The following is an 18,153-nucleotide window of genomic DNA, read 5'->3' as shown; positions in this document are numbered from 1 at the left end:
TTCGTCAGATGCGCTTTTCAGGCGATTGCAGATTGTTGAGCCGAGCGTAAAGACCGTCCTTGCGCTGTGCAAGCACATCGTGGGTACCTTCCTCCACGACGCGGCCTTCATGCATGACGATGATCTTGTCGGCCTTGACAACGGTCGAAAGACGATGGGCGATGACGATCACGGTGCGGCCGCGCATGGCCGTGTCGAGCGCTTTCTGGACGGCCGCTTCGGATTCGTTGTCGAGCGCGGACGTGGCCTCGTCGAGAAGCAGGATCGGCGCGTTGCGCACCAGTGCCCGGGCGATCGAAAGGCGCTGCCGCTGGCCGCCGGAAAGCGTCATGCCGTTTTCGCCGACCGGCGTTTCATAGCCCATGGGCTGCGTGAGGATGAAGTCATGCGCATAGGCAAGCCGCGCGGCTTCCTCGACTTCCTGATCGGTCGCATCCGGCCGACCGTAGCGGATGTTGTCGCGGATCGAGCCCTCGAAGAGATAGGGCTGCTGCGAGACATAGGCGAGCTGGCGGCGTAGCGATTGCCTGGTGACGTCGGCGATGTCCTGTCCGTCGATCAGGATGCGGCCTTCCGTCGGGTCGTAGAAGCGCGGGATGAGATTGATGATCGTCGATTTGCCGGCTCCCGATTGACCGACCAGCGCGGTCGTCTTTCCGCCCTCGGCGACGATATCGACACCCTGAAGAATCGGGCCGCCATTGGCATAGGAGAAGGTGACGCCTTGCAGTTCGACGCGGGCATCCTTAACGACGAGATCCCTGGCGCCCGGCTTTTCCCGCTGGTGCGGTTGCATGTCGAGCAAATCATAGATCATCCGGGCGTTTACAACCGCGCGCTCGATCTGGACTTGCATTTTGGCAAGTCGCCGGGCCGGGTCGTAGGCCATCAGGAGCGCCGCCACAAAGGCGAAGAAAGCTCCGGGCGGGATATTGTCATAGATCGAGCGGAAGGCCGCATAGGCGACTACGCTGGAAATAGCGAGACCTGCAAAAGTCTCGGTCAATGGCGACGTGCGCTCCGAAAGCCGGGCTATGCGGTTGCTGCGACGTTCCGCCGTATCGATGATGCGATTGACCTTGCGGTTGAGCTCATCCTCCATGGTAAACGCCTTGACGACGGTAATTCCCTGGATTGTCTCCTGCATGGCGCCGAGCACTTGGCTGTTGACTTCCACCGACTCCCGCGTTGCTGCGCGAAGACGTCGTGAAACATAGCGCAGGGCATAAAGAAGCGGCGGAGCAACGGCGAACACGATCAGCGACAGAACCCAATCCTTGGAAACCATGACAGCGATCAAGGCAATGAGCGTTAGCAGGTCGCGCGCCGTAGACGTAACCGTCAGGTTCAGCACGTCGCGGATGCCGGAGATATTCTGGTTGAGCTGAGCTGCAAGCTGGGCCGAGCGCTTTTCGGCGAAAAAGCCGACCGAGAGCGCCATGAGGTGTCTATAAATGCGCTGCTGATATCTGGCGACGATGTTGTTGCCGATTTTCGAGAGAGTAACGGCCTGACCATAAGTCGCAAAGCCGCGAAGCAGAAACGCCAGGAAAATCGAGCCGCAGATCCACCATACGATATCGGCTCGCTTGTTGGCGAAGGCCTCGTTGACGACCGACTCCATGATCCAGGCGGTGAAAGCGGTGGAAAGCGACATAGCCACGAGACACAGAATCGCAAAGATGTAGCCACGAACGTGATCCTTGCCATTCTCAGCGATGACGCGTTTTAGAACGCTGGCGGCTGTGCCCGAATCGATATGGTGTCTTTTGTCCTTGGCAGCTTTCAAAGGTTTTCCCGTACCGGCTTTAAAGATGCGATATCCGTGCGGGGCGTATTAAACGCTCAGGAACGCTTTTGAAAGCGGCAGGTCCCAGATTCGAGTGTGCTGTTGCATTCCGGCATGGGCCGAGACCAAAATCGGCGGCTTGTGTAATTATGATCCTTGCAGGCCAGCGCCGGGTTTGGTTCCGCGTTGTTCCTTACGAACCGCGAAGAACCCGGGCCATGGTGGGAGTGAGTTCGCCTTGGCTGAAGCTCCGCACGTCTTTGTAGCTTAGCCGACCGGAAGCGATGGCATTGACGTACCGCTGGCAGACGATCCGAGGGGTCTTCGCATCGGCACTATTGGCGAACCATCCGAGTGCTTCACGCATTTCGGCATTCCAATCGATCGGTTTGCCGACGCATTTTTCGACAGCTTTCGCCCGCAATCCCGGATTCGATTTCAGCGCTGCCGCAAGCTCCTTGAACTCCTTTTCGGTCGTGCAACTCGCGAGACCTATGCAAATGACGACAACGCCCAAATTACGAAAAATATTAGAAAACATGAAGATAATGCCCCCAAATAGTGGATACCGTCTCCATCAAAATCGGAGGGAAGGCAAGAGGTCATTTAAGCCAGCGACGGCCATCCATGGAGATCCCATAGGCGGAGGGCGTGCGGGCAAAGCTTGCAAGCCCGGCGAGAGCCGCCTGCGGATGGGTGACCACGAAGGTGGGGATCGTGCGCATCAGCTCGGTATGCGGTGCCTTGTCCTCGAACGCTGTGCGGAATTCCGGGCCTTTCAGCGCCGGGATGATCTTCTGCGAGATGCCGCCGGCGAGATAGACGCCGCCGCGGGCCATGAAGATGAGCGCCATGTCGCCCGCCACGCGGCCGAGATAGGTGGCAAAAAGCGCAAGCGTTTCGACCGCCTGCGGGTTCGCGCCGTTGAGGCCATGCGCCGTGATATCGGCGGGATCGGAAAACGCCGGCTCCAGCCCATCGGCCGCACAGACAGCTTGATAGATGTTCACGACGCCGCGGCCGCTCAATATCTCTTCGGCGGAAACGCGGCCTTCGATCCTCCTGAGATGCGGAAAGATCTCGAAATCACGCTCCGAACGGGGCCCGACATCCACATGCCCTCCTTCGCCGGGAACCGGAAACCACATGTGCCGGGCGTAGACGAGGCCTGCGACGCCGAGTCCTGTTCCGGGGCCTAGCACGACGCGGGAGGCGAGATGCGGCTCGTCATTGGGGCCTAGCGCTTCGCGATATTCCTCCGGCAGCGCGGCGATCGCGAGCGCCTGCGCCTCGAAGTCGTTGACGACCAGCACGTCCTCGAAGCCGAGATTGGCGATCATCATCTTCGGGCGGACGATCCAGTCGCAATTGGTCAGGTCGATCTCGTCACCGTCGATCGGCCCGGCAACGGCAAGGATTGCCGAACGCGGCTGCACCGAAGTCTTGTCCAGCACGACCGTCTGGATCGCGTCATCGATCGTGGCATAATCGGCGGTGCGGACATGCGGGAAGGGCTTCGGCTCGGCATAGGCGTCGATCAGGATCGAAAAGCGGGCGTTCGTCCCTCCGATATCGCCGATCAGGATCGGAAAGGGCAGTTTGTCGGTCTTCATGCTATCGGCCATCGGGGAGCTCAGTCCTTCTGAAAGTCGATGAGTTTTTCGGCTGTAGCACGGTTGAGTGCCATGGGTATATCGTAGACGGTCGCAAGTCGCGTCAGCGCTTTCACGTCGACGTCATGGGGCAGCGCGCTCAAGGGGTCGATGAAGAAGATCAGCATATCGACCTCGCCGGTGGCGATCATCGCGCCGATCTGCTGATCGCCGCCGAGCGGGCCGCTCTTCAGCCTGGTGACCTCAAGCTCGGGGCAGGCGTCCTGGACCCGCCCGCCCGTCGTGCCGGTCGCGACGATGCGGAAACGGGCGAGCGCGTCCTGATGATGGCGGGCAAAATCGGCCATGTCGTCCTTCTTCTGATCGTGCGCGATCAGTGCGATGCAGGCTGTGGCCGACATGAGAGGGATCCTTCCCGAAAGCGACTTTCAATCGATTTGCAACGCGTTCTAGCGCGCCAACTCATCCTTGGGAAGGTGGAGGAGGGGCCGGCGCTTTCAACCGCCGGCCAGTTCGATGATTATTGTAGCGGGCGCGGCACAGGAATCGGCACATTGGCGGCGGCGACGGGCGGATCGTTGATGATCGCCTCGATGTTTTTCACGGGCGAGGGTGCGGCCGGCTGATCGGTGTAGGCCATGGCGCTGCCGCCGAAGGTCGCTTCGTCTTCGGAACGCGAGGAGGAGGCAAGCACGGCCGCACAGGCTTTCGGAAGGTCGGACAGGGTGACCGGGCGCGGTTTGACCGGCTTCTTGTTCGGATCGGGCTTCGGCGGCGCCCATGGCTCCTTGGTGAACCACCAGGCAAACGCCTTGCTGCTGCAGTCGTCGTCCTTCGGTACCGCAGCCTGCTTCCGGCAGCTCGCGGAACCCGGCGGACAGGAAATGCGGATGTGGAAATGTTCGTCATGGCCGTAGATCGGCCGCACCTTGCCGAGCAGGCTGCGATCGCCGGTCCAGGTCTCGCAGAGCTTCTTCTTGATCGCCGGATTGACGAAGACGCGTTCCACCTGCGGATAGCTTGCCGCCTGCATGACCACCCGCGCATGGGTGTTCGTCCATTTCTTCGGATCGACGGTGAGGAACTTGCTCTTGTCGAGCATGGAGGTGAAGGGCATGCTTTCGCGCTCCTGCGGCGAAAGCGGCTGCGCCGGCTTCGGGGTGAACCAGACATCCGCATCGAGGCCGATCTGGTGCGAGGAATGGCCGGAAAGCATCGGGCCGCCGCGAGGTTGCGAAATGTCGCCCACGAGGATGCCCGATCCCCAGCCGAGCTTAGCGGCGTCGCGGGAGAATTGCTCCAGAAGCGCGATCATTTCGGGATTGCCCCAGCGGCGGTTGCGCGAAAGGCGCATGGCCTGCCAGGTCGGCCCGTCGGTGGGCAGCGCAACCGCGCCGGACATGCAGCCCTTGGCGTAGAAACCGAGCGGCTCGGCGTCGGCGGCGCTTGGAAGTTTCGCGGCGCCGAAAAGCTGCTTTGCCGGTGTCGCTTCCTGAGCCGTCGTGGGCCCGGTGAATGTACCGCAAAGGAAAGCGGCCATGGTCAGCCGCAGAATTGTACCCGAAATCAAAGTCATGCCCGTCCGCCGCAAATCACCCGATGGCTTCGAATCTACCGTGAAACAAGATTTTGGTGAAATGGAGATCAGGCCGGAAGCGGCAATTTCACGCGATTTCCGAAGCGGATAAAATGGATGTGAGTGGTCAACTCCTGTTTTTTACCTGCTTTTGCCCTATGCTTCACCGCAACAAACAAACCAATAAGGGGTTATGGATGATCTTCGCCCGGCTGAAGATGGGGTTTGCAGTCGTTCTCGCGACGACTGTTCTTGCGGCATCGGCAACGACGGCCCAGGAACCGAAATGGCGCCACGGCATGGCTGTCATCGGCGACCTGGAACTGCCGGAAGACTTCAAGCAACTCCCTTATGTCGATGCGAATGCGCCGAAGGCCGGCGAATTGCGCCTTGGCGACGAAGGCACTTTCGACAACCTCAATCCCGTGATCGACCGTGGCGCAGTGGCTGCGGGCGCCGGCATAATTTATGACACGCTCATGAAGCGGTCGGAGGACGAGGTTTTCGGTACCTATGGTCTTCTGGCCGAGGCTGTGTCCTATCCGGACGACATGTCTTCGGTCACCTTCCGGCTGAGGCAGGAGGCAAAATGGGCGGATGGCCAGCCGGTCACGCCGGAAGACGTGATCTTCAGCATGGAGAAGCTGAAGGAGCATAGCGCCTTTTATTCCGGCTATTACCGCCACGTCACCGGCGTGGAAAAGACCGGCGAGCGCGAGGTGACCTTCCGTTTCGACGAAAAGAACAACCGCGAACTGCCGTCCATCGTCGGCGATTTTCCGGTTCTGCCGAAGCACTGGTGGGAGGGCAAGGATGCGCAGGGCAAACAGCGCGATATTTCCCGCACCACGCTCGAACCGCCGATGGGGTCGGGGCCTTACAAGATTGCATCCATCCAGCCCGGTTCGACCATCCGCTATGAGTTGCGGGATGATTACTGGGGCAAGAACCTGCCGATCAATATCGGCCAGTACAATTTCCGGACGGTCAGCTACACCTATTTCGCCGACTCCGACGTGGAATTCGAAGCCTTCCGCGCCGGCACGATCGATTACCGCCAGGAGAACAGTTCGAGCCGCTGGGCGACCCGTTATGATTTCGACGCGGTGAAGGACGGCCGGATCACGAAGGAAGCGCTGACCAATCCCTTCAAGGCCACCGGCGTCATGCAGGCGATGGTGCCGAACATGCGCCGCGAAATCTTCAAGGACGCGCGGGTGCGCGAAGCGCTGAATTACGCCTTCGACTTCGAGGATATGAACAAAAACCTCGCTTATGGTGGCTTGAAGCGCGTCGATAGCTTCTTCTGGGGCACCGAACTCGCCTCCTCGGGTCTGCCGCAAGGCCGCGAGCTGGCGATCCTGCAGGAGCTGAAAGACAAGGTTCCGCCGGAAGTCTTCACCACGCCCTATACCAATCCCGTCGGTGGCGATCCGAACAAGGTGCGCGACAACCTCCGCACCGCCGTCAACCTGTTCAAGGAGGCCGGCTGGGAGCTGAAGGGCAATCGCATGGTCAATGTGAAGACAGGCCGACCGATGAGCTTCGAGATATTGCTCAACAGCCCGTCGTTCGAGCGATCCGTCAACCCGTACGTAGCCAGCCTGAAGAAGATCGGTGTCGAGGCCCGCATCCGCACGGTCGATGCCTCGCAATATATCAATCGCGCCAGGAGTTTCGACTACGACATGATATGGGGCATTTGGGCGCAGACCATGAACCCCGGCAATGAACAGTCGGAATATTGGGGATCTGAATCAGTGGATCGTCAGGGCTCGCGCAACTATGCGGGCATTGCCGATCCGGCGGTCGACACGTTGATCCGCAAGATCGTCTTCACGACCGACCGGGAAGAACAGGTTGCTGCCGTCAGGGCGATGGACCGCGTACTCCTGGCCAACCACTATGTCATTCCGCTCTTCTATTCCGGCGAGGCGAAAATTGCCTATTGGAACCGCATAACGCATCCGGAAAAGCTGCCGGAATACGGCATCGGCTTTCCCGATATTTGGTCGTCCAAAGCCGCCGCGAAGTGAAGGTATGGAGCGCGGGCTTGCGCCGGCCACCGGCACCTGTTCCAAATGAGCCCGATGATTCGCAAGAGAGAACGAGGGAAAAGCCATTTGATTTGCGCTGAGATACGCGGTGAGGCAAAGCTCGTAGCGTCTGGCAGGGAATTCTGATGGGCGCCTATATCCTCCGCCGTCTCCTGCTGATGATCCCGACCATTGTCGGCATCATGGCGATTTCCTTCCTCGTCGTGCAGTTCGCGCCCGGCGGCCCTGTCGAGCAGATCATTGCCCAGATCCAGGGCCAGGATACCGGCGACCGGCTTTCCGGCAGCAGCAACGATCTCGCGGTCCAGGGCGGTGGTGAAGAAAGCCGCTATCGCGGCGCCCAGGGCCTCGATCCGGAATTCATCAAGAAGCTGGAGCAACAATTCGGTTTCGACAAGCCGCCGCTGACGCGCTTCGTCGACATGTTGTGGAATTATATCCGCTTCGATTTCGGCGAGAGCTTCTTCCGAAACACGTCCGTTCTCGACCTCATCATCGACAAGTTGCCGGTGTCGATCTCGCTCGGTTTCTGGATTCTGATCATTTCCTACGCGATCTCGATTCCGCTCGGCATCCGCAAGGCGGTGAAGGACGGGTCGACCTTCGACGTCTGGACTTCCGGTATCATCATCATCGGCTACGCTATTCCGAGCTTTCTGTTCGGCATCCTGCTGATCGTGCTTTTTGCCGGCGGCTCGTTCCTGGATTGGTTCCCGCTACGCGGCCTTGTGTCCGATAACTTTGCCGAGCTTTCCTGGTGGCAGAAGATCGTCGACTATTTCTGGCACCTGACCCTGCCGCTGATCGCGCTGTCGCTCTCGGCCTTCGCCACCACGACGCTTCTGACCAAGAATTCCTTCATCGACGAGATCAAGAAACAATATGTGACGACTGCGCGCGCCAAGGGCCTCAACGAACGGCAGGTGCTTTATGGTCACGTATTCCGCAACGCCATGCTGATCGTCATTGCCGGCTTTCCCGGGGCTTTCATCTCCGCTTTCTTCACCGGTTCGCTGCTGATCGAGAACATCTTCTCGCTGGATGGACTCGGGCGGCTCGGCTACCTCTCGATCATCAATCGCGACTATCCGATTGTCTTCGGCACGCTCTACATCTTCTCGCTGATCGGTCTGGTGGTGAACCTCATTTCCGATCTCATCTATACCTGGATAGATCCACGTATCGATTTCGAACGGAGGGACGTGTGATGGAAGCGTCCGCCGTTACGACGACACCTCTGGCACCTCCGCGCAAGCGGCCGTTCCTGTCGCCGACCAACAAGCGCCGGCTTGCCAACTTCCGTGCCAACAAGCGCGGCTTCTGGTCCTTCTGGCTATTCATGGTCCTTTTCGTGCTCAGCTTGCTGGCCGAATTCATTGCGAACGACCGGCCGATCATCGCCTCCTACAAGGGCGAAATCCTCTATCCGGTCTTTGTCGATTATCCGGAGGAAAAGTTCGGCGGTTTCCTGGCGACGACCGACTACCGCTCCGACTATATCCAGCAGGAAATCGAGGCGAACGGCTGGATGATCTGGCCCCCCATCCGCTATTCCTACCAGACGGTCAATTCCAACATCCCGCATTCGGCTCCGACCAAGCCCTTCTGGCTGATGGAGAAGGGTGATCGCTGCAAGGCCTATCCGCAGGGCGATCAGGACCCGAATTGCACTCTCGGCAACCTCAACTGGCTCGGTACCGACGATCAGGCGCGCGATGTCACCGCCCGCATGATCTACGGCTTCCGCATCTCTGTTCTATTCGGGCTGGCGCTCACCATCTGTTCGGCGATCGTCGGGGTCGCCGCTGGCGCGGTGCAGGGCTATTTCGGCGGCTGGACCGACCTTTTGATGCAGCGTTTCATCGAAATATGGTCCGCCATGCCGGTTCTCTACATCCTGCTGATCATCGCTTCGATCCTGCCGCCCGGCTTCTTCATCCTGCTTGGCATCCTGCTGCTCTTCTCGTGGGTCAGCCTCGTCGGCGTGGTGCGTGCCGAATTCCTCAGGGCGCGCAATTTCGAATATGTCAGGGCTGCGCGGGCGCTCGGCGTCGGCAACTGGACGATTATGTACCGGCATCTCTTGCCGAATGCCATGGTGGCGACCCTGACCTTCCTGCCGTTTATCCTGTCCGGTTCGATCGCGACGCTGACCTCGCTGGATTTCCTCGGGTTTGGCCTGCCGCCCGGTTCGCCCTCGCTTGGGGAAATGATCTCGCAGGGCAAGAACAATCTCCAGGCGCCATGGCTGGGTTTCACGGCCTTCTTCACCATGTCGATCATGCTGTCGCTGCTGATCTTCATCGGGGAAGCGGTGCGCGATGCCTTCGATCCCAGAAAGACGTTCGGGTGAGCCGATGACTGATCCTTTGCTCTCCGTCCGCAATCTCTCCGTCGCCTTTCATCAGGGCACAGACACCACCCTTGCCGTCGACGGGGTTTCCTTCGATATCCGGCCGGGGGAAGTCCTGGCACTGGTCGGCGAATCCGGTTCCGGCAAGTCGGTGACGGCAAACTCCATCCTGAAACTGCTGCCCTATCCGTCCGCCAGCCATCCTTCGGGGGAAATCCTGTTCGAGGGCAGGGATCTGCTCAAGGCTCCCGAGCCTGAATTGCGCCGCGTGCGCGGCAACGATGTTACCATGATCTTCCAGGAGCCGATGACCTCGCTCAATCCGCTCCACGCGATCGAGAAGCAGATCGGCGAAATCCTCGAACTGCATCAGGGCATCACCGGGCAAGCGGCCCGCATCCGCATTCTGGAACTTCTGAACCAGGTCGGTATCCGTGAGCCGGAAAAGCGGCTGAGGGCTTATCCGCACGAGCTTTCCGGCGGACAGCGCCAGCGCATGATGATCGCCATGGCGCTCGCCAACCGTCCGAAGCTCCTGATCGCGGATGAACCGACGACGGCGCTCGACGTCACGGTACAGGCGCAGATCCTCGATCTTCTGCGGGGTCTCAAGGGTGAGCATGGCATGTCCATGCTGTTCATCACCCATGACCTCGGCATCGTTCGCAAGTTCGCGGACCGTGTCTGCGTCATGACCAAGGGCAAGATCGTCGAAGCCGGGGCGGTCGAAGACGTTTTCACTAATCCGCAGCATACCTATACGCGCCATCTGCTCGCTTCCGAGCCGAGGGGCGAGCCGCCGCAGGCGGATCCTTCGAAACCGGTGGTCATGGAAGGCAAGGACATCCGTGTCTGGTTCCCCATCAAGGCAGGGCTGTTGCGCAAGGTCGTCGATCACGTGAAGGCTGTGGATGGTGTCGATCTGACACTGCGCGCCGGCGAAACGCTGGGTGTCGTAGGCGAATCCGGCTCCGGCAAGACGACGCTTGGATTGGCGCTTGCCCGCCTTATCTCCTCGCAAGGGCGCATTGTCTTCATCGGCAACCAGATCGATCAGTTCTCGTTCAAGGAAATGCGGCCGTTCCGCGACCGGCTGCAGGTGGTCTTCCAGGACCCCTATGGATCGCTCAGCCCCCGCATGTCGGTGGGCGATATCGTCGCGGAGGGGTTGAAGGTGCACGAGCGAGCTCTTTCTGCCGACGAACGCGACGAGCGTGTCGCCTGGGCGCTGACGGAAGTGGGTCTCGACCCCGCCACGCGCTGGCGGTATCCGCACGAGTTTTCCGGCGGCCAGCGGCAGCGCATAGCGATTGCCCGCGCCATGGTTCTGAAGCCGCGTTTCGTGATGCTCGATGAACCCACTTCGGCGCTGGATATGACCGTGCAGGCGCAGGTGGTCGACCTGCTTCGCGACCTGCAGAAGAAACACGATCTCGCCTATCTCTTCATCAGTCACGACCTCAAGGTCGTGAAGGCGCTCGCCAACCATGTCATCGTCATGCGACTCGGCAAGGTGGTGGAGGCAGGGCCGTCGGAGCGGATTTTCCGTGCGCCGAAGGAGGATTATACCCGTGCGCTGATGGCGGCCGCCTTCAATCTCGAAGCCGTCGAGACCGGCGCCGTCAGCCAATAATCGTCAAGGGTAAGCTCATGTCTGCGAAAAAACCGGTCGTCATCGATCTCAAGTTCGAACGCCGCGAGGTGGATGCCGCACTCGCCAGTGCCTTTCCCGGCCGGACGGTGCTGCATGCCTCGGATCCAGATCTCGATCTTTCGGAAGCACGTTACGCAGTCATCTGGAAACCGGAACCGAACCTCTTTGAGCGCGCGCCGAAGCTGGAAGTTCTCTTTTCGGGCGGTGCGGGTGTCGATCACATCCTGTCCATGCCGAACCTGCCGGACATCCCGATCGTTCGTTTCGTCGACGAGAGCCTGACCACCCGGATGAGCGAGTGGGTCGTGCTGCAATGCCTGAGCCATCTGCGGCAGGCGCCGGCCTATCTGAAACAGCAGCGCGAACACCACTGGCGCGAGCTTTCGCAGCCGGAGGCGAAGGATCTCACCGTGGGGGTCATGGGGCTCGGGGTGCTTGGCAAGGATTCCGTGAAAAAGCTGAAGGTCATGGGCTTCGACGTGATCGGCTGGTCGCGCAGCAGGAAGACGATCGAAGGTGTCGAAACATTCGACAGCGGCGAGCTGGACGCCTTTCTGGCGAGGACGGACATCCTCGTCGGCCTCCTGCCGTTGACGCCGGATACCCGCGGCATCTTCGATGCGTCGCTTTTCGCAAAGCTTCGGCAAGGCGGCGCGCTTGGCAGGCCCGTCTTCATCAATGCCGGCCGCGGTGGCAGCCAGGTGGATGCCGATCTTGCTGCAGCGCTCGGGAAAGGCATCCTCGGCGGCGCTTCGCTTGACGTTTTCGAGCAGGAGCCTTTACCGACCGACAGCCCCTATTGGGCGATGGAAAATGTCATCGTCACGCCGCATGCAGCTTCGGCTTCCGATGTCAGGGCCCTGTTCCGCAATGCCGAGGCCCAGATGGAGCGGCATGAAGCGGCTCAACCTCTTCAGCACGTGGTGGACCGCAGGACCGGCTACTAGGCGCGCCGGAACATTCGCATCCGCCAGCCGTTTCTTGTCCATGGGCCGGGGTAGTCCGGCTCGGACAAGGAGCGAATTCATGGATACCCGTCCCGATCCAAAAGGCCCCGAGAAGCGTCATCCGAACCCCATCGGCTCGCCGGTAGAGGAACCGATGAGCCCGACCGAAGCCCGCCAGGGGCGAAGGGGTTTTCCCGTCCTGATGGTGCTGATTGCGGGTCTCATCCTGGCAATGCTCGCCTGGGGCGGTGCCGAATGGTGGGGGGAAACCACTGCGCCTCCGCCAGAACAGACGGCAACGCCACCTGCGGGAAGCACGGCGCCGCAGAATCCGGACGCAGCACCCTCTGCCGATCCGGCCAATCCGCCGGCACCCACGCCGCCCGCAGGCAACGCGCCGGCCAACAACTGACAGCCAGGATAGGGTCTCTCGGCCGCGATCTTCGCGGCCGAATTGTGTTCTGGACTTCCTCGGCATTTTTTTCGATAAAACTGCCGGAGGTTGATCAGCCGTTGCCTCCGAATGCATCTCAGGCGGTGGAGCCGGTCTTCTCACAGATCGGGGCAAGGGCAGGCATGACAACCAAGACCGATATCGCGACCAGGGTTTACAACCACACCTGGAAGCTCGACCCGATCATCCGCAGCTTGATCGATACGGATTTCTACAAACTCCTGATGCTGCAGATGATCTGGAAGCTCTATCCGCAGATCGACGCGACCTTTTCCGTAATCAACCGCACGACCAGCGTCAAACTGGCCGAGGAGATCGACGAAGGAGCACTGCGCGAACAGCTCGATCACGCCCGCACGGTGAGCCTTTCCAAGAAGGAGATGATCTGGCTCGCAGGTAACACCTTCTATGGCCGCAAGCAGATTTTCGAACCGGAATTCCTGAACTGGCTCTCCACCTATAAGCTGCCCGAATACGAACTCTCCAAGCGGGACGGTCAGTATGAGCTGAATTTTTACGGGAAATGGATGGAGACGACGCTTTGGGAAATTCCCGCGCTGGCCATCATCAACGAACTGCGTTCACGTGCCGCCATGCGCTCGTTCGGCTATTTCACACTCGACGTGCTCTACGCACGGGCGAAGGCCAAGATGTGGGAGAAGGTCGAGCGGCTAAGGAAACTTCCTGGCTTGCGCATCTCCGATTTCGGCACCCGCCGGCGCCACAGCTTCCTCTGGCAGCGCTGGTGTGTCGAGGCATTGAAGGAGGGTATCGGCCCGGCTTTTACCGGTACGAGCAATGTGCTGCTCGCCATGGATTCCGACCTCGAAGCGGTCGGCACCAACGCCCACGAACTGCCGATGGTCGCCGCGGCACTCGCCAGGAGCGATGAGGAATTGCGCAATGCGCCCTATCAGGTTTTGAAGGACTGGAACCGGCTTTATCACGGTAACCTGCTCATCGTCCTGCCGGATGCTTTTGGTACGGCCGCCTTCCTGCGCGATGCACCGGATTGGGTGGCCGATTGGACCGGCTTCCGGCCGGACAGTGCTCCACCGATCGAAGGCGGCGAGATGATCATCGCCTGGTGGAAGAAGATGGGCCGCGATCCGAAAAACAAGCTGCTGATCTTTTCCGACGGACTCGATGTCGATGCGATCATCGACACCTACAAGCATTTCGAGGGTCGGGCCCGCATGAGCTTCGGCTGGGGCACCAATCTCACGAACGACTTCGCCGGCTGTGCTCCTCGCGAGATCGCCGGTCTGATGCCGATCTCCGTGGTATGCAAGGTCAGCGAGGCGAACGGCCGCCCGGCGGTTAAGCTTTCGGACAACCCCCGCAAGGCGACCGGCGATCCGGCCGAGGTGGAACGCTACCTGAAGTTCTTCGGCCAGGAGGGCCGGCACGACCAGGCCGTCCTGGTTTGAGGATTCGTCAAAACCAAACAGGTCGGGAGAAAATCAGTCCCGGCCGATGCGCGGGATGAAAAATCCCGTCCTGCGCTTGTATTCCCGGTATTCGTCGGCAAGCTGCGAGGTCTCGAAATTGCGCTCCTCCATCTTCGCCGCGGCGATGTAGACGATCGCGAAGAAGATCACGGGAACCGGCGACCAGATCGACGACCAGGAAGCCAGCGCCCATCCGGACCAGAACATCAGGTAGGAACTGTAGAAGGGATGGCGGAGATAGCGGTAGGGGCCATCGGAAACGATGCCGTGGGGCAGGGCGGGATCGAAAGCGAACCGCAGGCGGGCCTGGCGCGAGGCCCAGATCGCCCACCAGAAGAGGGCGGCGGCGGCGATCTCGATGATCAGGCCAACGGCCTGCACCCAGAGCAACTGCGTCCCCGTCCATTGCAGGTAAAGGAAAAGCAAAGTCGTCAGTATCACCGCCGCGGATATGAGGCGCGCTCTCCAGGTCATGGCAGCCGACGTGAAGTGATTCTTCAGCGACCACGTATAAAAGCCGATGACCGTAAGACTGGTGATGGTAATGAGGGTATCCAAAACGCCTTGCATAACTCTGTCCCCCGCGAGCGATGCAGAAACTAACGATCCGTTCATCCTGTTACAAGGCAGTTTGGTGCTCGCTTTCAAAGTTTAAAGCTTTCTTTGTGAAAAAGCCCCAGACTTTATCGATGTTATATCTGAAGTCAGGAATGACGGCGTGAAGGCCGCGGAACGAACGATCACGACCCGGCATGGGCGCATCCGAATAAGCGATACGCAGGGCGCTGGCCTTCCGTTGCTCTTCCTGCATGGCTCTTCCTCCTCACGGAAGGTTTTCGAGCGGCAATATGATCCGAGGCTCCTGGAGAAGACGCGCATCCTGGCCCTCGACCTGCCCGGACACGGCGAATCCGATGATGCGGCTGACCCTGACATCGCCTATACGATGACCGGCCTTGTCGAGACGGTAGAGGACGTTCTCGGCAAGCTTGGCATTCATCGGCTCGCGGTATTCGGCTGGTCGCTCGGCGGTCACCTCGCGATCGAATTGCTGGCCCGCAACCATGCGGTGGAGGGGATACTCATCGCCGGCACTCCGCCGGTCGCGCCGGGCCTGATCGGGATGCTGCGAGGGTTCCACCCGTCATTCGACCTCATGCTGGCCTCGAAGCCGAACTGGTCCGAACGGGATATCGATCGCTTCGAAAGCATCTGTTTCGGCCGGAGCGCGACACCCGACATCCGCAATGGGCTCATCCGCACGGATGGCCGGTTGCGGGCGGTCTTCTCGCGAAGCATGCTGCGTGGCGACGGCCACAATCAGCGCCGTGCCGTGCTGGATGCCGATGTGCCGGTGTTCCTCGTCAATGGCGAGGACGATCCGTTCATCCGCCAAAGCTATGTCGCCGGCTTCGAGGATCGCGCTCGCGGTCATCATGTTGAAGTGATCGAAGGCGCCGGACATGCCTTGTTTCGGGAGAGGCCGGAGCCTTTCAACGCGATCCTGGAGCGCTTCGTCGATACCGTGCTCGTGAGACGTACCCGGCAGACACCGCGTGCCGCCTCTTCATCTTGAGAGCTGCGATCAAAAAAACACGTCCGGTCCGCCGGCCCCATTGCCAATGGTCGATCGGAATCTATTTGCCTCCTTGAAGCCGGGGAGGATCTGGCCATGGAATACCGTTTCCTGATTGTCGAGGACAGCCCGCTGGTGGCCATGGACATCGAGGATGCGATTCAGCGAAGTGGGCATGAGGTCGTCGGCATCGCGCCCGACATGACGGGGGCGCTGAACTATACGCGTGAGACGGATATCGCCTTCGTGGATGTACACCTTGCCGATGGTGAAACCGGTCCCGAGATCGCAAGGGCGCTTGCCGAATACGACATCGTCGTGATCATGATTACGGGCAATCCCGGCCTGGTCGCGTCCGGGGTCTCGGGTGCGGTCGGCGTCATGGCGAAGCCACTCTCCGACCAGGCCTCCATGGACCTGATCCAGTTCGCGGTCGATCGAAAGAACGGCCGGCCGGGAACCCCGCCGGCAAGATTGCGGCTTTTCCATTAAATTCTGCCTGCCCGACCAAAACAGGTTGTTCAATCCGTTGATGACAGGCTATGGCAGTCAACGGATTGGGATACATCCAGGCAGCAGCGGGCTCACAATGCGTTATTTCATCACCGGAACGGCAGGCTTCATCGGTTTCCATCTGGCGCGGCGCCTGCTTGAACAAGGGCATGAGGTGCTCGGCTTCGATGGCATGACTCCCTATTACAGCCTGCGCCTCAAGGAGGCACGCAACGCGGGATTGGCGCAGTTTCCATCATTCCGTCCCGTCATGGGCATGCTGGAAGACAAGATGCTGCTGGAAAGATCCTTGGCCGATTTCAAGCCGGATACCCTGGTCCACCTCGCCGCGCAGGCAGGCGTGCGTTACAGTCTCGAAAATCCCAAGGCCTATCTCGATTCCAATCTTGTCGGGTCCTGGAACATCCTGGAAATCGCCCGCACCTATGGCGTGGGACACCTGATGCTCGCCTCGACGTCTTCGGTTTACGGTGCCAATCCCGAGGTTCCGTTCCGGGAGACCGACAAGGCCGATGAGCCCCTTACTTTCTATGCGGCAAGCAAGAAGGCCATGGAGGTTATGGCCCACAGCTACGCCCACCTCTATAAGGTGCCGACCACCGCATTCCGCTTCTTCACCGTATACGGCCCGTGGGGCCGGCCGGACATGGCGCTCTTCAAGTTCGTCAAGGCGATGATCGAGGATCGCGAGATCGAGGTCTACGGCGAAGGCAGGATGAGCCGGGATTTCACCTATATCGATGATCTGGTGGATTCGATCGTCGATTTGTCGCGCATCCTTCCCGGCGAGGATAACCGCGTCCCCGAGGTCGACACGCTGTCAAGTCAGGGGCCGTTCCGTGTCGTCAATATCGGCGGTGGCCAGCCGGCTGGCCTCCTCGACTTCGTCGAGACGATCGAACGGATCATGGGAAAGCCGGCAAATCGCAAGATGCTGCCGATGCAGAAAGGTGATGTGCCGCGGACCTTCGCAAGCCCGGATCTGCTTGTTGCGCTCACCGGCAGGAAACCCGAAACGAACTTGGAAGAGGGCGTCAGAGCTTTCGTTCGGTGGTATCTGGATCATCGGCACGAGATCGACTGATCGGTGCCGATGATCCGGAACCGCCCGAGGACGCGATCGTCTCAGCCCCTGCCGAATTCGTCGGTTATGCGTATGATGTCGTCTTCTCCGAGATAGGAGCCGGTCTGGACCTCGATCATTTCGAGGGTGATCTTGCCGGGGTTGGCGAGGCGGTGGACTTCGCCCTGGGGGATGTAGACGGATTCGTTCTCACGCACGATCCTGACCTCGTCGCCGATCGTCACTTCCGCGGTGCCCTTGACGCAGATCCAGTGTTCGGACCGGTGGTGATGCTTCTGCAGCGAAAGCTTCTTGCCGGGGGAGACGAACAGCCGCTTGACCTGGAAACGGTCGCCGTTGAGCACCGAGGTATAGCCGCCCCAGGGACGATAGGAGGTGGGATGGGTCTCCGTAAGTGCGGCGGTCGCCCGTGCGGCGGCGAGCTGCTTGACGAGTGCGCCGACATTCTGGCTTTCGTCCAGCCGGCCGACATAGACGGCATCCTCGCTGGCGATGACGGCGACCCCATCGAGCCCCTGGACGGCGAGATGGCTGGTGCGCGACATGACGAGCGAATTCTTCGTATTGACCAGCGTCGCCTTGCCGGTGGCGACATTGCCGGCCGCGTCGCGGGTGCCGAGCTTCCAGACCGCATCCCAGCTGCCGAGGTCCGACCAGGTGAAGGAGGATGGCACGACTGCGGCGTTGGCGGTCTTCTCCATGATCGCGTAGTCGACCGAGATGTCCGGGCTGGCCGAAAACGCCTCCGCGTCCAGGCGGGTGAAGTCGAGGTCGCCGGAGGCCTTGGCCACGGCGACGCGGGCCGCCCTGTCCACCTCGGGGGCAAAGGCGGCCATCTCCTTCAGTACCTGTCCGGCGGTAAACATGAAGATGCCGGAGTTCCAGGCGAACCCGCCGGCCGCGAGCATGTGCTCCGCCTCCGCCAGGGCCGGCTTCTCGACGAAGCGCCTCACCTTGCAGGCGCCGGTTTCCAGCGCTTCACCGATCTCGATATAGCCGTAGCCCGTGGCCGGTTCCGTCGGTGTGATGCCAAAAGTGACGAGCTTGCCGGCAAGGGCGGTCTCCCGTGCGATGCGGATCGCCCCG

17 protein-coding genes are annotated in these 18,153 nt (G+C 60.4%); 10 read left to right on the top strand and 7 right to left on the bottom strand.

All coding sequences use genetic code 11. The annotated features are described in order from the left end of the window. Positions 1-4 precede the first annotated feature (4 nt). From JL39_RS14110 to mepA, 5 genes are all read right to left on the bottom strand, one after another. Positions 5-1,789: an ABC transporter ATP-binding protein gene (locus JL39_RS14110; RefSeq protein ID WP_037151511.1), complete on the bottom strand. Its 1,785-nt coding sequence runs from the start codon at positions 1,787-1,789 to the stop codon at positions 5-7. 193 nt (positions 1,790-1,982) lie between these two features. Beyond that, the gene (locus tag JL39_RS14105) at positions 1,983-2,330 is read right to left on the bottom strand and encodes a hypothetical protein (protein ID WP_037151508.1); all 348 of its coding nucleotides are present in this window, start codon (positions 2,328-2,330) and stop codon (positions 1,983-1,985) included. A 61-nt stretch (positions 2,331-2,391) separates the two neighbouring features. Then, positions 2,392-3,414 (bottom strand): glucokinase, encoded by a 1,023-nt coding sequence (locus JL39_RS14100; RefSeq protein ID WP_037151505.1) that lies wholly within the window; start codon positions 3,412-3,414, stop codon positions 2,392-2,394. An 8-nt stretch (positions 3,415-3,422) separates the two neighbouring features. Beyond that, a complete protein-coding gene (locus tag JL39_RS14095; protein WP_037151501.1) occupies positions 3,423-3,803 on the bottom strand; it encodes a methylglyoxal synthase in 381 nt (126 codons plus the stop codon). Between the two features lie 119 nt (positions 3,804-3,922). Next, entirely contained in the window at positions 3,923-4,942 is a 1,020-nt protein-coding gene (gene mepA / locus JL39_RS14090; RefSeq protein WP_244446893.1) for a penicillin-insensitive murein endopeptidase, read from the bottom strand. Positions 4,943-5,196: 254 nt separating this feature from the next. Here mepA and JL39_RS14085 point away from each other — a divergent pair, with 254 nt between their 5' ends. The 7 genes from JL39_RS14085 to pncB all read left to right on the top strand — a co-directional run bounded on the left by JL39_RS14085 (position 5,197) and on the right by pncB (position 13,873). Then, positions 5,197-7,014, top strand: a complete 1,818-nt coding sequence (locus tag JL39_RS14085; protein WP_244446892.1) for an extracellular solute-binding protein — start codon at positions 5,197-5,199, stop codon at positions 7,012-7,014. A gap of 146 nt (positions 7,015-7,160) precedes the next feature. After that, positions 7,161-8,243 (top strand): microcin C ABC transporter permease YejB, encoded by a 1,083-nt coding sequence (locus tag JL39_RS14080; RefSeq protein ID WP_037151488.1) that lies wholly within the window; start codon positions 7,161-7,163, stop codon positions 8,241-8,243. Next, positions 8,243-9,388, top strand: a complete 1,146-nt coding sequence (locus tag JL39_RS14075; protein WP_037151483.1) for an ABC transporter permease — start codon at positions 8,243-8,245, stop codon at positions 9,386-9,388. The genes JL39_RS14080 and JL39_RS14075 overlap by 1 nt, the downstream gene beginning before the upstream one ends. 4 nt (positions 9,389-9,392) lie before the next feature. Beyond that, entirely contained in the window at positions 9,393-11,021 is a 1,629-nt protein-coding gene (locus JL39_RS14070) for an ABC transporter ATP-binding protein (RefSeq protein WP_037151864.1), read from the top strand. Between the two features lie 17 nt (positions 11,022-11,038). After that, on the top strand, positions 11,039-11,989 hold the full coding sequence (locus tag JL39_RS14065; protein WP_037151480.1) for a glyoxylate/hydroxypyruvate reductase A: 951 nt from the start codon (positions 11,039-11,041) through the stop codon (positions 11,987-11,989). Positions 11,990-12,143: 154 nt separating this feature from the next. Then, the gene (locus JL39_RS32150; RefSeq protein ID WP_320443058.1) at positions 12,144-12,401 is read left to right on the top strand and encodes a hypothetical protein; all 258 of its coding nucleotides are present in this window, start codon (positions 12,144-12,146) and stop codon (positions 12,399-12,401) included. A gap of 164 nt (positions 12,402-12,565) precedes the next feature. Then, positions 12,566-13,873 carry a nicotinate phosphoribosyltransferase gene (pncB, locus tag JL39_RS14055; RefSeq protein WP_037151859.1) on the top strand — a complete coding sequence of 436 codons (1,308 nt, stop codon included), beginning with the start codon at positions 12,566-12,568 and terminating at the stop codon, positions 13,871-13,873. A 33-nt stretch (positions 13,874-13,906) separates the two neighbouring features. Here pncB and JL39_RS14050 read toward each other — a convergent pair whose 3' ends face one another. Further along, a complete protein-coding gene (locus tag JL39_RS14050; RefSeq protein WP_037151478.1) occupies positions 13,907-14,464 on the bottom strand; it encodes an isoprenylcysteine carboxylmethyltransferase family protein in 558 nt (185 codons plus the stop codon). 148 nt (positions 14,465-14,612) lie between these two features. Between JL39_RS14050 and JL39_RS14045 the strand changes: the two genes are divergently transcribed. The 3 genes from JL39_RS14045 (at position 14,613) to JL39_RS14035 (ending at position 17,067) form a co-directional block, all read left to right on the top strand. Beyond that, the gene (locus tag JL39_RS14045; RefSeq protein WP_037151475.1) at positions 14,613-15,470 is read left to right on the top strand and encodes an alpha/beta hydrolase; all 858 of its coding nucleotides are present in this window, start codon (positions 14,613-14,615) and stop codon (positions 15,468-15,470) included. Between the two features lie 96 nt (positions 15,471-15,566). After that, the gene (locus JL39_RS14040) at positions 15,567-15,962 is read left to right on the top strand and encodes a response regulator (RefSeq protein ID WP_052182867.1); all 396 of its coding nucleotides are present in this window, start codon (positions 15,567-15,569) and stop codon (positions 15,960-15,962) included. Between the two features lie 97 nt (positions 15,963-16,059). Beyond that, on the top strand, positions 16,060-17,067 hold the full coding sequence (locus JL39_RS14035) for an NAD-dependent epimerase/dehydratase family protein (RefSeq protein WP_037151469.1): 1,008 nt from the start codon (positions 16,060-16,062) through the stop codon (positions 17,065-17,067). A gap of 41 nt (positions 17,068-17,108) precedes the next feature. Here the strand turns inward: JL39_RS14035 and JL39_RS14030 are convergent. Then, positions 17,109-18,153, bottom strand: a 1,045-nt coding sequence (locus JL39_RS14030; protein ID WP_037151467.1) for a mannose-1-phosphate guanylyltransferase/mannose-6-phosphate isomerase, incomplete at its 5' end; no start/stop codon positions are given.

This window comes from Rhizobium sp. YS-1r (assembly GCF_000757525.1).
Taxonomy (GTDB): domain Bacteria; phylum Pseudomonadota; class Alphaproteobacteria; order Rhizobiales; family Rhizobiaceae; genus Neorhizobium; species Neorhizobium petrolearium.
Note: the sequence above shows the minus strand (reverse complement) of the source record. Positions and strands in the feature narration are given on the sequence as shown.

What these genes read in the sequence shown, in the direction of transcription:
- mepA (WP_244446893.1), bottom strand. Translation starts at nt 4,942, where the DNA reads ATGGCCGCTTTCCTTTGCGGTACATTCACCGGGCCCACGACGGCTCAG.
- JL39_RS14105 (WP_037151508.1), bottom strand. Translation starts at nt 2,330, where the DNA reads ATGTTTTCTAATATTTTTCGTAATTTGGGCGTTGTCGTCATTTGCATA.
- JL39_RS14080 (WP_037151488.1), top strand. Translation starts at nt 7,161, where the DNA reads ATGGGCGCCTATATCCTCCGCCGTCTCCTGCTGATGATCCCGACCATT.
- JL39_RS14035 (WP_037151469.1), top strand. Translation starts at nt 16,060, where the DNA reads ATGCGTTATTTCATCACCGGAACGGCAGGCTTCATCGGTTTCCATCTG.
- JL39_RS14075 (WP_037151483.1), top strand. Translation starts at nt 8,243, where the DNA reads ATGGAAGCGTCCGCCGTTACGACGACACCTCTGGCACCTCCGCGCAAG.
- JL39_RS14065 (WP_037151480.1), top strand. Translation starts at nt 11,039, where the DNA reads ATGTCTGCGAAAAAACCGGTCGTCATCGATCTCAAGTTCGAACGCCGC.
- JL39_RS14040 (WP_052182867.1), top strand. Translation starts at nt 15,567, where the DNA reads ATGGAATACCGTTTCCTGATTGTCGAGGACAGCCCGCTGGTGGCCATG.
- pncB (WP_037151859.1), top strand. Translation starts at nt 12,566, where the DNA reads ATGACAACCAAGACCGATATCGCGACCAGGGTTTACAACCACACCTGG.
- JL39_RS14070 (WP_037151864.1), top strand. Translation starts at nt 9,393, where the DNA reads ATGACTGATCCTTTGCTCTCCGTCCGCAATCTCTCCGTCGCCTTTCAT.
- JL39_RS32150 (WP_320443058.1), top strand. Translation starts at nt 12,144, where the DNA reads ATGAGCCCGACCGAAGCCCGCCAGGGGCGAAGGGGTTTTCCCGTCCTG.
- JL39_RS14085 (WP_244446892.1), top strand. Translation starts at nt 5,197, where the DNA reads ATGGGGTTTGCAGTCGTTCTCGCGACGACTGTTCTTGCGGCATCGGCA.
- JL39_RS14050 (WP_037151478.1), bottom strand. Translation starts at nt 14,464, where the DNA reads ATGCAAGGCGTTTTGGATACCCTCATTACCATCACCAGTCTTACGGTC.
- JL39_RS14095 (WP_037151501.1), bottom strand. Translation starts at nt 3,803, where the DNA reads ATGTCGGCCACAGCCTGCATCGCACTGATCGCGCACGATCAGAAGAAG.
- JL39_RS14100 (WP_037151505.1), bottom strand. Translation starts at nt 3,414, where the DNA reads ATGGCCGATAGCATGAAGACCGACAAACTGCCCTTTCCGATCCTGATC.